The organism is Candidatus Phytoplasma solani (genome assembly GCF_041729705.1).
Taxonomy (GTDB): Bacteria; Bacillota_I; Bacilli_A; order Acholeplasmatales; family Acholeplasmataceae; genus Phytoplasma; species Phytoplasma solani.
Genome location: NZ_CP103788.1, coordinates 316,187 through 329,982 on the forward strand (window position 1 = coordinate 316,187; position 13,796 = coordinate 329,982).

Below are 13,796 nucleotides of genomic sequence, written 5' to 3' on the forward strand. Positions count from 1 at the left end.
GGAGAAAAATATGTTTGAATTTAAATTTGCTGATGTCGGCGAAGGCATTCATCAAGGTACTATTACTAGATGGTTTTTTAAAATTGGTGACTCAATCAAAGAAGGTGATATCTTAGTCAAAGTCGAAACAGATAAACTTGATGTCGAATTAACTTCACCTGTAACAGGGACAATTTTGAATATGACTCATAAAGAAGGTGATGTGATAAATGTAGGAGAGACATTAGTTTTGATTAAAGAACCAGGCGACTCTGATGCGGTAGTAAAACAGACGTTAAATTCTGGTAGTCCTACTGTTTCACCCACAAGTCAACAACATTCCCCAAGTGCACAAGCAAGTTTTCCAACTGCAACTATAACACAGACAAAAATATTAGCAACTCCCTTAGTCCGTTGTTTAGCTAAAGAATTAGGAATTGACTTAGCTACAATCAAAGGAACTGGGATTGATGGAAAAATCTTAAAAGAAGATATTATCCAATTTCAACAAAAAACTTCAACTAGCACAACTAACTCTTTTGTTTCTCAACCAGCTCCTTTAAAAGCGAGCATTAACGACTCGGCTCAAACAGAAATTATTAAAATTTCACGTTTAAGAAAAGCAATTGCACAAAAAATGGTTCTTGCTAAAAGCACGATTCCAGAAACAACTTTAATCGATGAAGTTAACATCACTGCTTTAGTGGCTTTAAGAAAGCAAGCCAAAGTACAAGCTGAAAAACAAGGAATTAAATTAACTTTTATGGCTTTCATCATGAAAGCAGTCGCTATTGCCTTGGAAGAATTCCCAGTTTTTAATGCCAGTTTTGACGATGCAAGAGACGAAATTATTTTAAAAAAATTCATCAATCTAGGAATTGCTGTTGATACCAAAGACGGCTTGATTGTTCCTAATGTTAAAAACGCTAATAAATTCAATCTTTTAGAATTGGCGAAAAAATTACAAGAAGCAGCCCAAGCGACTATCGAAAGAAAAGTTCAATTAGACGCGCTCCAAAACGGTACTTTTACAATCACTAATTTCGGCTCTTTAGATATTAGTTATGGCACGCCTGTGATTAATTATCCAGAATTAGCTATTTTAGGGGTTGGTAAAATTTCTAAAAAACCGATTGTAGAAAATAATCAAATTATTATTGCCGATATGTTGCCGCTTTCACTAGCGATTGACCACCGTATTATCGATGGCGCTGATGGAGGAAGATTTTTAAAACGTATTAAAGAATTGTTATCTTTGCCTACTTTATTACTTTTATCCTAAATAAGAAAGTGTCAAATAACTATGAAAAATTATGATATTTTAGTAATCGGCGGAGGACCGGGAGGATATGTTGCTGCCATCAAAGCGGCTCAATTAGGCGCTAAAGTAGCGATAGTTGAAAAACATAAGCTAGGAGGGATTTGTCTTAATTATGGATGCATCCCTACCAAAACCTATTTAAAAAGTGCTAAAGTATATCAAACCATCCAAAAAGCAGCTGATTTTGGCATCACAATCAAAGAAGCTCCCACTTTTAATTGGCTTTCGATCTTACAACGCAAAAATAAAATTGTTGATCAATTAACTAGCGGAATTAGTTTTTTGTTGAAAAAAAACAAGATTGATGTTTTCAATGGGTTTGCAACTGTTATTTCCCCTCAAGAAGTACAAGTCGAAAAAGAAACTTTGCGAACTAAAAACTTAATTATCGCAACAGGAGCAACTGCTTTTATCCCCCCTATTCCAGGCGCACACAAAGCTTATCAAAAAGGTGTTTTAAAAACGAGCAAAGAATTATTACAATTAGATAAACATCCTAAAAACATTACTATTATCGGTGGCGGAGTCATCGGGGTGGAGTTTGCTACCATTCATAGAGTATTTGGTGCTGATGTAACTATTTTAGAAAGACAAGCTAGTATTTTAAATGGTTCAGATAGTGATATCGTTGATGCTTATACTAAAAGATTAAAGGCTGATGGAATCAACATTTTAACTAACGTAGAGATTAACTCTATTCAAGACCACCAAATTACTTATACTCATCAAGGTGTTAAAAATACGAAAGAATCAGAAGTAATTTTGATGGCGGCAGGAACCAAACCGAATTTAGCAGGATTAGAAAATCTTAATTTAGAATTAACACGTAATAGCATTGTTACTGATGCCTTTTTACAAACTTCTGTCCCTGGAGTTTATGCTATTGGCGATGTTAACGGAAAGCATATGTTAGCTCACGTAGCCAGTCATGAAGGAATTGTTGCTGTTATGCACGCTTTAGGACTTGGAGAAAACCATGGAATAAATTACACTCGCATTCCTTCTTGTATTTATGGTTTTCCTGAAATTGCAGCCATTGGGATGACTGAAAAAGAAGCTCAAGAAGCTAAAATTGAATATAAAGTTTCTAAAGTCCCTCTTTCTGCAATCGGCAAAGCTTTAGCTGATGGCGAAAAAGAAGGTTTTGCTAAGATGATTGTTGATAAAAAACATTTAGAAATCATCGGGATGCATATTTATGCTTATAATGCGACTGAATTGATTAGTGAAATTTCGGTTGGGATGGAATTGGAGGGGACAGCTTATGAATTATCACAAGCAATTCATCCTCATCCGACTTTATCAGAATTAACTTTCGAAACTCTTTTAGGGGCAATTGATAAACCAATTCACTTATAAATTTCTAATCAAAAAAAACTACACAAATAACTAACAAAAAAAGACTGACTTTGTATGTTAGTCTTTTTTATTTATTAATTTTAAAATAAAGTAAAATGAATGAAACATCATTTCTTAACATTAACTAACACATATGATCCCTTAAAAGGAAAGCAATTAAAATTTCTTGATCTTCAAAGAAATATTATCTATCCCAAATTATAAAGCTCAAGTTATCTAAAAATATTTTATTCAAAATGTATCAAATTATGATTTTAAGAAGACAAGGCAATTAGACGGTAGGCAATGTTTTAAACAAGGAAAAATAACCATTTTTTTATTTAATTCTAGTTAAAAATAACCATTCAAATCGAGGCTGCTGAAACTTTTAAAACCATTCTTAAATTGGGAAATCTCTTGCCTTTATTATTATGATCTTAATATTTTTCTTTATCGTTATATTCCTTTAAAAAAAATTATTTTTATCAAAACGGTAACCAAAAAGGTTTAAAACTAGATCATAAAAGTTGTATTTTTTCGGTCAACGTTATCATTGGTTCTAGTATTAATTTAGAATCTGGTTTATCTTTTACCGGCAAATTGCAAAACACAAAAAGAAGCTATCATTGCAACTATTGGCGATAGTAGAGTTGTGCGCTAAGAGTTTAACGCAGATCCAAATTACGCAGCTATATTTCAATTACCTTTGATGATCCTTGTCCAAATATAATTAATATGCAATTTCTAATTCTTGTCACAAAATTTCAAAAACACTCATCTTGGAGCAAAAATGCTATGTTTTCGGTATTTTTTCAGAGAGATTCAAGTTGATAGCGCCGATGTTTTAGCAATTTACGTAGCTATAACTGAAGTTTTACAACGAACAAAAGAAGGTAAAAGTCCTACTTTGATTAAAAATTTTTCTTATCGATTAAAAGGTCATTCTATCGATGACCAACCTTTTATTTATCACACCCAAGGAAAAAAATATGGAGCAAAAAAAGATCCGATTTTACGATTTGAAAAATATTTAATCAAAAAAGGAGATTTGAATTTAGAAAACATTAAGCAAATCAAAGAAAAAACAGAAAAAGATATTATTTTTAGTATATTAAAAAGTAAAAAAATATAATGAAAATAATATTGTAATAAAAAAACTTATGAACATATTTATGTTAAAATGACTCTTCAATTAGAAAAACGATATCAAGTGGCACAAGTTTTTTTAAAAATAATAACAAAAAAAGAAAAATAGTTTTTCAAACTAAAAAAAGGATGTCAAATGATATGTTAATAGATACCCACGCCCACCTAAACCTAAAAACCTATGAAAAAGATTTTGATGAAGTTTTAAAAAGGGCATTTCAAAATGATATCAAAAAAATGATTGTAGTCGGAATGGATGAAAAAAGCAACCAAAAAACTTTTGAAATAGCTAATAAATATCCAGACATGATGGTATCTTTCGGTATTCATCCTTGTTCAGATTTTTCGCAAGAAACTCCAGAAAGTATTGTAAAATACTTAAACCACCCGCAAACAGTTGCTGTTGGAGAAATCGGATTAGATTTGCATCATAGACAAGATAATTTAGAAATACAAAAAAAGTTTTTTCAAGTGCAAATAGAAATTGCAATCAAATTTAGATTACCGGTTATCATTCACGCTCGTAAATCTTTTGAAGAAATTTATCAATTATTGCTTCCTTATAAAGGACAAATCAGAGGGGTTTTTCATTGTTTGGTGTTTAGCGAAAGGGAAGTTAAGATGGCTCTTGAATTAGGATTTTATGTTGGTATTGGCGGAGTGGTAACTTTTGAAAACGCTAAAGTGACTCACCAAATTGCCAAAAATACTCCTTTAGATAGAATTTTATTAGAAACAGACGCCCCCTTTTTAACTCCTTTTCCTTTCCAAAAAGAAAGAAATGAACCGGCACATATTAAACTTATTGCTGACAAAATTGCTCAATTAAGAAACATTTCTTTGCAAAAAGTCGCAACCCAAACGAGTAATAATGTTAATGAATTGTTTTTAAAACGAAAAAACCTTCAATAATGCATTATTACAACTTTAGAGAATTAATATTTGGAATATCTTTGCTAGTTTGAGCTAATTTTTTTCATTTTCAAAAAAACTTAACCAAGCAAAAATAAACCAATTTAACCTCATTTTTTTAGTTTATTAGTAATTGTCTAAAAGAAAGTTATATAGTCGGTAAAAAAATAGCAAATAAAACTGTTATAAAATAAAAAAAAAATCAACCTTCATTATATGTGGTTGATTGTATTTCTTTCCTCGTCATTGGTTTGTCTAAAACTATTGATATTGAAAAAGACCCCCGTTTGGGATGTTCTAATTTCACCATTTAAGACCTTAATTAATTGTCCTGGTTGTAAAAAAAATTCAGGATTATCGGCATCGATATGACTAAATTCAATTATTATTTGGTCATATTTTGTTTGCTTATCATCAAGATTTACTGAAACGTCAGAAGCAAACCATTGTCTTTTGTTGCCATCGGCTGTTTTTAAATACTTAACTTGCATTTCTACGTAAACATCTTTAACTTTCATCACTTTTTGAACGTCATTCATATTTTTAATTTAAACCTACCTTGTTTTTGATTGCTTTTTTTGAAAACTTATAATAAAGTAATACTTCAATAATATGATAAAATAGTACTGAATTGTTTAAAGAACGAAACAATTTTTTAATTAATAATTTCATTTAATATTATAACAAATTATAACAAATTTTAATTTAATAAAATCAATTAACTTATTTTTGATGTATTAGATTATACATCAAAAAAACTAATCAAACATTATATTTTTAACCAAAAAAATATTAATATTTCGAATTATAACTTAATTAAAAGGAGTGTTGTTTTGGATGAAAATAGCAGTAGATGCTATGGGAGGCGATTTTGCTCCTTTAGAAATTATCAAAGGGTGTTGTTTGGCTTTAGAAAATAACCCTTCACTTCAAATCGTTTTATATGGCGATAAAAACCTAATTAATCCTATTCTTGAAAAAAATAGTTTTTTTTTAAACCAACAAATCACAATCAAACACACCCCTCATTTTTTAACAATGGATGATAAAAACATTAGAGATCAATTAAAGACAAAACCGAATGCTTCTTTATTTTTGGCATTCCAAGGGGCTTTAAATGATGAAGTAGAAGGGGTAGTTTCTGCAGGAGCGACGCAAGCTTTAGTTTTGGCAGGTCATTTAATTTTAAAAAAAATGCCTTTGATGCAAAGAATTGCAATCGCTCCTATGTTTAAATCATTTGATAATCGGATTCGGATTTTGCTAGATGCAGGGGCTAATGTAGAATTAAAACCACAACATTTATTAACGTTTGCTCATTATGCTACCATCGTTGCTTATGAAATTTTAGCTATTAAAAATCCGCAAGTAAAACTTTTAAATATCGGAAAAGAGTTTAACAAAGGGCGATCAGTCGAATTAGAAACTTATTCACTATTAAGCCAAGCTAAATATATTAATTTCGGTGGAAACGAAGAACCGCAAAACATGTTAAATACCTCGGCTGATATTTTATTAAGCGATGGATTTACTGCTAATATTGCTTTAAAAACTTACGAAGGAACAGTTTTAAACTTTATGAAAAACATCAAACAAATTATGACTAAAAGTTTGACCAAAAAAATCATTACTAAATTATGTTTTCAAAAAGAATTACAGAAATTACAAAAACAAGTAGACCCACGTGAAATTGGTGGTGCTATGCTTTTAGGATTGAATAAAGTCGTCATTAAAGCTCATGGCTCTTCTCAAGCTTATCCCTTCTGTCAAGCCATTTTACAAGCGCAAAAATTGATTTCAGCCAAGATAAATCAAAAAATTACTAAAATATTGAAAAATCAAGAATTATGAATATTCAAGAATTTTTAAAAAAGATTGATATTGTACCTAACAATATGGCTTTATATAAAAAAGCTTTAACACACAGTTCTTATTCGAATGAAAAATTTCTTTCGCAAGAAGATAACGAAAGATTAGAGTTTTTAGGTGATGCTATCATCGGACTTTTAATGGCTGATCATTTATATCAAAAAAATAAAGAAGATGAAGGGATTATGACCAAAAAAAGAGCTCAAGCTGTCTGCGAAAGATCTTTGACTATTTATGCTCAAAATATTAACTTACAAAATTATCTTTTTTTAGGCAGGGGCGAAAAAAACAAAGATTTTAATACCAAAAGTATTATGGCTGATGCTTTTGAGGCTTTATTTGGAGCAATTTATCTAGATTTAGGATATCTTTTTGCTAAAAAAGTTTTTCAAAAATTAGTTATTCCTCATTTATCAAAGGTAATTGATGTTATAGACTTTAAAACCCAATTACAAGAAATAGTCCAATCGGATAAAAAAACAATTCAATATAAAATAGTATCCGAACAAGGACCGGCGCATGCTAAAAAATTTGTGGCTGAAGTTTATTTAGAAAAAAAATTATTAGGTAGTGGCGAGGGGACGACCAAAAAAGCAGCTGAACAAAAAGCAGCTCAAGAAGCGTTATCTAAGGTTGCTAAAATTTAAAAAAGGTGTTATATGTTTAAAAAACTGCATGAAGATGGTTTTTTGTTAACTGAAAAAATATTAATCCAAGAATATCAAAAATTAGGATTAACTTACCCAGAATTAACTATTTTGCTGTTTTTATTGGATTTTTCCAAAAAAAGAATTTTTTCTTCCAATGCTTTAGCTAAAAAAGCAGGCATTAGCAAAAATGAAGTTGAAAATATTTTAGAACAATTGCTTGCGAAAGGTTTTTTTGAACTTCTGCAAGAAACTAAAAGTCATAAAATAATTGAAGTTTTTTCTCTTAGTTTGACCTTTAAAAAATTAGAAAAGGTTTATTTAGAAAGAATCAAGAAAATTAAAGATGCCGCTGTCACTTCTTTGATTCAAGAAACTATTGATTGGTTAGAAAAAAACAAAGGTCAAGAATTAGTGTCTTATGAACTCGATGTTGTTAAAGGTTGGTATCAAAGCACAGATTTTAGTCATCAAGATATTAAAGCCACTATTGAAGAAGCATTGCATTACAAAAAAACATCGGTTTTTTATATTGATAAAATATTGCATAAAAAAAAAATAACCCAAATAGAGCCTGATGAAAACGCTGATAAAATCTTGCAAAAACTTTTTAAAAAAGTAAAATAAAACAATAGTTCAATTAAAACTGGTATTTAGAATGTAATTTTGCTGGTAAAATAATTAAAAGATATAAAATTATCATTTAGGGATGTTGTAACACAATAAGGAAGGTAAAATGTAATAAAAATGAAATTTATAGCTACTAAAAAAACAAAAATCATTGTTGGAGCTGCTTTTATTATAACTACTCTTTATTTAGGTTTAGGTTTTTGGATTTCTTTTAATCCGATAAATTGGCTTTCTCCCCAACAAACTTGGGCAAAAGAATCTGGAGAAAGCTTGTTGATTTTAGTTAAAGAGTTCGATGAAGAAAAAGATCAAAATAAAAAAAAACATAAAAAAAAAGAAATTAAAAATCAGTTAAATAAAATCAAGATTCTTGTTATCCAACGTTATCAAAATGAATCAAGATATAAGAAAAATTTTAATTCTGTGAATGATGCTTACAAAACGTCGTTTCTCAATAATAATTCCAAAACAGACAACATAACTGTCAAAAACGCTCAAGAACTTAAAGAGGCGATTGATAATTTATTCAACGAATAGTAAGTTCGAAAGAAAAAAACTCTATTCAATAAAAAGGGTTTTTTAATTTTAAAGGTGATAATATATTTTTTGGTTCGCTTTCGATAATTTATTGGTTGATTTAAAAAATAAATATGCCCAATGACTGTCATTTTGAATCCTTGAACATAAAAATAAATTAAAATAATTGGATAAAGAATTTTCAATTATTCTATTAGTCCACCAAAGAGGCCTAAAAACCAAAATAGCCAGAAAACCCGATCAAACCCTTTTCTTTGAGTAGATATAGTTGGTTAGTTATTTGAAAGAATAACGGCTTACAGCAATTCATAAAAGTAGATTAAGACCAAATCAGTTAGCCAAGAGGATTTTGTGACCAAATTGTTTCACAGATAAAAGCCTGCAATGACCTAAGAAGACAAAGTAGATATGTAAAATAATATAGCCTACTGGGTAAAGCTACCAAAAAAAACTCCCGAAAGAAAAGCGTCTAACAAGATTGTAGTTTTATCTTGGTTAGTTATCTGTTGAAAAAACCTGAAATTTCACCGATAGTCAGGAAAGAAAAGAAAGGTTGGGGTGTTATAAAAAAGTGTAAATGTTTTAGACGCATTTTTAACAGGCTATTTTTATTTTTTTATTTTTTTTAAACAAAAATTCAATAAGTTGGGGCGAAAAAAGATAAAACAATTATTACTTTCATATTATAAGGCACAATATTTCCTAAAAGGTTACCAATTTTTTTCATTTTTTTACGAAGCTGTGTTAAAAAATTTTTGATAGAGTTTTGGGTGATTGTTGAAAAATCATTCATTTAAAATGCCTTTTTTTTCTTAAAAACACAAAAAGACTAGTTGCAAAAACTAGCCTATTTAGGTATTAAAAATTAATTCATTTACACTTTTTTATAACAGTGCATAATCAATAAAATCAAAATCCCCCTTTTAACAAAGGGGATTTTTTTATATTAAATTATTAAATAATGTTGCTAAATCATCATCAAAAACATCAGAAAAATTAAGCCAAACCCAAAAACAAAAAGATTATCATTTAAGATTGCTTTTATAAGTATTTAATTTTTTAACTTAAAGAATAAAATAGTTTATAATTGCTTATCAATTTTTAAGTTATTTTTTACTCAAATGTTTTTTTATTTAACAAAGAAGCTTCAATAAAACTTTGAAACAAAGGATGCGGTTTTAAAGGGCGTGATAAAAATTCTGGGTGAAATTGAACTGCTATAAACCAGGGATGATTTTTTAACTCAATTATTTCTGGTAGGTTTTGTTCAGGATTAAAACCCGCTACCACAAAATCATTATTTTTTTCAAATAAAGAGACATAATTATAATTCATTTCAAAGCGATGGCGGTGTCTTTCGTAAATCGTTTTTTGTTGATAAATAGCTTTACTTTTACTATCTTCTTTCAGGTCACATTGATAAGAACCTAATCTCAAAGTGCCGCCTAAATTAGTATCTGTTGTTTTTTTAGTAATCACTGGATGAATGGTTAATTCATCAATTTCAGTTGAATTAGCTCCATCTAATAACAAGATATGACGGGCATATTCGATTACTGCTAACTGCATTCCGAAACAAATACCAAAAAAAGGAATCTTTTTCTCGCGGACATATTGGATTGCTAAAATTTTTCCTTCCACCGCGCGAGCGCCAAAACCATGAGGAACTAAAATGCCATCACATCCACTTAACCAAAAATCGAGATTGTTTTTATTTAATTGTTCAGAATCGATCCATTTAATTTCAATATCACAATCACAATGATAAGCGGCATGTTTTAAAGCTTCGGAAATTGATAAATAAGCATCGTGCAAAATAACATATTTACCAACTAAACCAATCACTATTTTTTTTTTTAAGTTTTGAATGCGAGTGATCAAAGTTCGCCATTCCTGCAAATTGGCTTTGAAGGGGGTTGGTAGTTGAAAATGATTTAAAATAAAATCATCGATCCCTTGTTCGGCTAAATTGATAATGATTTGATATAAAACATCAACATCTAAAGCTTCAAAAATAGCTTTTGGATCGATATCACATAAAGAAGCGATTTTGTTTTTGGTTTCTTGATTGATGGGGATTTCACTTCTTAAAACCAAAATTTGAGGTTGTATCCCTAAAGAACGTAATTCTTTGACGCTGTGTTGGGTTGGTTTGGTCTTGATTTCTTTAGCTTTTTTTAAATAAGGGATTAAAGTGGTGTGCAAATACAACACATTATGATATCCAAATTCATGACGAAATTGCCTAATGGCTTCTAAAAAAGGAGCTGACTCCATATCACCAACAGTGCCACCAATTTCAACGATAACAACATCAGATTGATGAAATAAAGTAGCTTGGACTAACTTTTGTTTGATTTCTTCGGTGATATGGGGAATCACTTGAACGGTTTTGCCTAAATATTTGCCTTGTCTTTCTTTGTTGATGACGCTTTGATAAATTTGACCTGATGTAATGTTGGAATTTTTAGACATGTTTTCATCTAAAAACCTTTCATAATGCCCTAAATCAAGATCTGTTTCGGCGCCATCATCGGTAACAAAAACTTCTCCATGCTGATAAGGGCTCATAGTGCCAGGATCGATGTTAATATAAGGGTCTAATTTTTGAATACTAACTTTTAAGCCACGATTTTTCAAAATTTGTCCGATTGAAGCGGCAGTAATCCCCTTACCTAAACTAGAAACAACCCCTCCGGTAATAAAAATAAATTTTGCGTTTAAGCATTTATTATTCAAAACGTTTTTGTCCTTTCTTGTTGATACAATAAAATATTTTTAATAATTACTTCTTCAAAAAAAGTTTTAGTGAATTTTTGTTCCAATAACTTCGGCAATTTTAATTTGGGTTTCATAATTTTGTTGTGTGTGTTTTATAATGCGTTTATCAAAAGCAACAACGTTTTTTTTCACCAAAACAACAATAGTGGATCCACCACATTCAAAATAACCTTTTTCTTGTCCTTTTTTGAAAGTTTGACAAGGATGATTTTTAATTTTACCAACCAATAAAGCTCCAACTTCGATTTGGACTATCTGACCAAAATTTTTAGTTTGCAAAACGCTATATTCTCTTGTGTTTTCTTTAAAAACATTAAAACTTGCAAAAGCGATCGGATTAACAGTGTGCAATTTACCTTTGATTTTTTGCGGTTGAAACACAAATTTGCCTTCATCAACAAATAGATAACGATGATAATCGTGTGGTTCTAAACGAAAAACAAGTAAAAAACCACCTTGATATTCACTAGCTAAATGTTTATTCTTCAATAAATCACCCAAACTATAATTAGTATCTTTGATGCGATAAAAAGAGTTGTTTTGAATCGGATAAATGCTTAATTTACCTTCACAAGGACTTATAAAATTATAGTTATTGTGAGAAATTGGGATTTGCTTATATTTTCTTGTAAAAAAATCATTATAAGAATTAAATTCTGTTTTTTCAAAAGATTTTAAAGCGATTTGATGTATTTTAATAATTTTTCTTGCGTATCTACGTGACCAAGGGGTATACCAATACAAAGTCACTACCCAAGAAATGGGTCTTATGATAAGTATTTTTAAAAGTAGCCTTTTAAAGAAGTTTTTTTCAAGGTTGGTATATAAAAATTTCTGAATAACAGAAGCTGAATTTAGTTTAATGATTTTACCTTCTAAATTAACGATTTTCATTTAATTAATACCTATTTCTGTGTGGTTATATAATTACTACAAAGAAGAAAAACTACCCAAACAAAACCAACAAGACCAATCAAAATAATAGTTTTTTTGGCTTTGGGTTTTTTTAAAGTAATTTTGTTGCAAAGAAACAAGAAAGTTAACAAGGTCATGCAAATAAAATGTATCCAAAACCAAAACCAATCATTTTGCTTAGTAATAAAACTATTTTCTTTCAAAAACCCTAAAAAAGGGAAAATAATGGCTGCCGTTGTCACAGGTACGCCGATAAACTTTTTAGTTTTTATATTATTACTTTCAGTTAAAACATTATAATAAGCTAACCTAATTAAAGCGGCTAAAAGGTATAAACTCCAAAAAAAACCAATTAAAAAAATAAAATAGGGTTCATTTTCAAATTTTTGTAATAATATAAATTGTGATTTGTCTTTGTTCCAGGTTAAAGAATGATTGATAAAAATAGGTAAAAAACCAAAACTGATCATATCAGCTAAAGAATCAATTTGCACGCCATATCTTTTTTCAATAAGAGTGCGATTTTTTTTCATTCGACTAATTAAACCATCAAACATATCACAAATACCTGATAATAAAAGAAAAATTAAAGAATAGATATATTTGCCATAAACAGCAAAACCGATGCCGCAAAAACCACTTAATAAATTAAGATAAGTTAAATAAGTAGTGTAATTGTATAAGCCTAAAAACATATTGAATCTCTTTTACTAACATTTTTTTAAAATATTTTTGATATTTTTAAATTTTCTTTTATAAAAGACTTAAAATTTTCAGTAATGAAAAAATAAAAATCCCTTACCCAAACTGAATTAAAGAATAAAAAGAAAAGTGAAAATAAATTTATCAAAAAAACTTATTTATCATAAAGATATTCATATTCATCTAATGTTTCTTCATCGTCATCAAGTTTATCGTTGTCATCTAAAGTTTCATCAGAGTTCTTTTTTTTATTTTCCTGGGGATTTTTTTCACTATCTAACAAATCATCTTCTAATTCTGAATCAATATTCTTATCTTTGATATCTTGATTTTCTGTTTCTTCCAAAAGGAAATCTTTAAAATCCAAATCATCAGCTAAATCATCAGTTTGATCGGTATGAGGTTTTTCAAAAAAATCCTTATCCCAAAATTCTCTATTGTTTTCTTTAATCATTAAATGTTGATCGTCGCAAAAAACAAATTGGCCGCTCAAAACAATATCTAAATAAAGCTGATTAATTTGATTAAAATCATTAAAATGCGTAATTTGATGTTTTTTACATGTTTGTTTTAACAAATCATAAATAAAAATAGGTTTACATTGTTTTTTAGTAATTTCATAAGCTGTCTCTAAAAATGATTTTGCACTTTTTGTTGTCTTCATAAAGTTTTGCCCCCTTTTTAATTTTTTAACCTTAATTTTTGATATCGTTTTAAAATTCTGATAAACCACCTGATACTTGACCCATAATTTTTTTAGAAGTTTTTTCTAACTTTCGCAAAGCGGTGTTAAAAGCCAATAAAATGCTTTCTTGCAAAATTTCTATGTTGTTGTTTTTTTTAATAATGACATCTATTACTTGTTTGGTTCCTTGCAAAATAATAGTCACGTCGCCAGCTTTGCCTATAAATTCTTGCAATTCTAATTGTTTTTGAGCATTTTCAACGTCTTCTTGCATTTTTTTTAATTTTTCTAATATATTGGTTTGAGTGTTCATGTTTTTTATTTATTAACCCCT

14 protein-coding genes are annotated in these 13,796 nt (G+C 29.3%); 8 read left to right on the plus strand and 6 right to left on the minus strand.

Annotation, left to right across the window (positions count from 1 at the left end; all coding sequences use genetic code 11):
• Positions 1–10 precede the first annotated feature (10 nt).
• The 4 genes from psc1_RS01610 to psc1_RS01625 all read left to right on the plus strand — a co-directional run bounded on the left by psc1_RS01610 (position 11) and on the right by psc1_RS01625 (position 4,696).
• Positions 11–1,261: a dihydrolipoamide acetyltransferase family protein gene (locus psc1_RS01610; RefSeq protein ID WP_373375751.1), complete on the plus strand. Its 1,251-nt coding sequence runs from the start codon at positions 11–13 to the stop codon at positions 1,259–1,261.
• 21 nt (positions 1,262–1,282) lie between these two features.
• Positions 1,283–2,659 (plus strand): dihydrolipoyl dehydrogenase, encoded by a 1,377-nt coding sequence (gene lpdA / locus psc1_RS01615; RefSeq protein ID WP_023161174.1) that lies wholly within the window; start codon positions 1,283–1,285, stop codon positions 2,657–2,659.
• A gap of 769 nt (positions 2,660–3,428) precedes the next feature.
• Entirely contained in the window at positions 3,429–3,770 is a 342-nt protein-coding gene (locus tag psc1_RS01620) for a thiamine pyrophosphate-dependent enzyme (protein ID WP_122225317.1), read from the plus strand.
• A 155-nt stretch (positions 3,771–3,925) separates the two neighbouring features.
• Positions 3,926–4,696, plus strand: coding sequence for a TatD family hydrolase (locus tag psc1_RS01625; RefSeq protein WP_023161176.1), 771 nt, complete (start codon positions 3,926–3,928; stop codon positions 4,694–4,696).
• Positions 4,697–4,908: 212 nt separating this feature from the next.
• Here psc1_RS01625 and psc1_RS01630 read toward each other — a convergent pair whose 3' ends face one another.
• Positions 4,909–5,235: a hypothetical protein gene (locus tag psc1_RS01630; protein ID WP_023161177.1), complete on the minus strand. Its 327-nt coding sequence runs from the start codon at positions 5,233–5,235 to the stop codon at positions 4,909–4,911.
• 298 nt (positions 5,236–5,533) lie between these two features.
• Between psc1_RS01630 and plsX the strand changes: the two genes are divergently transcribed.
• The 4 genes from plsX to psc1_RS01650 all read left to right on the plus strand — a co-directional run bounded on the left by plsX (position 5,534) and on the right by psc1_RS01650 (position 8,379).
• A complete protein-coding gene (gene plsX / locus psc1_RS01635) occupies positions 5,534–6,547 on the plus strand; it encodes a phosphate acyltransferase PlsX (RefSeq protein WP_023161178.1) in 1,014 nt (337 codons plus the stop codon).
• Positions 6,544–7,212 (plus strand): ribonuclease III, encoded by a 669-nt coding sequence (gene rnc / locus psc1_RS01640; protein ID WP_023161179.1) that lies wholly within the window; start codon positions 6,544–6,546, stop codon positions 7,210–7,212. Before plsX ends, rnc begins: the two co-directional genes overlap by 4 nt.
• Before the next feature lie 12 nt (positions 7,213–7,224).
• Positions 7,225–7,839, plus strand: a complete 615-nt coding sequence (locus tag psc1_RS01645; RefSeq protein ID WP_023161180.1) for a DnaD domain protein — start codon at positions 7,225–7,227, stop codon at positions 7,837–7,839.
• 120 nt (positions 7,840–7,959) lie between these two features.
• The gene (locus psc1_RS01650; RefSeq protein WP_023161181.1) at positions 7,960–8,379 is read left to right on the plus strand and encodes a hypothetical protein; all 420 of its coding nucleotides are present in this window, start codon (positions 7,960–7,962) and stop codon (positions 8,377–8,379) included.
• Between the two features lie 1,113 nt (positions 8,380–9,492).
• On the opposite strand, the gene psc1_RS01655 is transcribed toward psc1_RS01650, so the two are convergent.
• The 5 genes from psc1_RS01655 to psc1_RS01675 form a co-directional block, all read right to left on the minus strand.
• A complete protein-coding gene (locus psc1_RS01655) occupies positions 9,493–11,118 on the minus strand; it encodes a CTP synthase (protein ID WP_023161415.1) in 1,626 nt (541 codons plus the stop codon).
• A 66-nt stretch (positions 11,119–11,184) separates the two neighbouring features.
• On the minus strand, positions 11,185–12,054 hold the full coding sequence (locus tag psc1_RS01660) for a phosphatidylserine decarboxylase (RefSeq protein WP_373375752.1): 870 nt from the start codon (positions 12,052–12,054) through the stop codon (positions 11,185–11,187).
• An 11-nt stretch (positions 12,055–12,065) separates the two neighbouring features.
• Positions 12,066–12,770, minus strand: coding sequence for a phosphatidylcholine/phosphatidylserine synthase (locus psc1_RS01665; RefSeq protein ID WP_373375753.1), 705 nt, complete (start codon positions 12,768–12,770; stop codon positions 12,066–12,068).
• A 161-nt stretch (positions 12,771–12,931) separates the two neighbouring features.
• Positions 12,932–13,441 (minus strand): DNA-directed RNA polymerase subunit delta, encoded by a 510-nt coding sequence (locus psc1_RS01670; RefSeq protein ID WP_023161412.1) that lies wholly within the window; start codon positions 13,439–13,441, stop codon positions 12,932–12,934.
• Between the two features lie 49 nt (positions 13,442–13,490).
• Positions 13,491–13,775, minus strand: a complete 285-nt coding sequence (locus tag psc1_RS01675; RefSeq protein ID WP_023161411.1) for a YbaB/EbfC family nucleoid-associated protein — start codon at positions 13,773–13,775, stop codon at positions 13,491–13,493.
• Between the last annotated feature and the right edge of the window lie 21 nt (positions 13,776–13,796).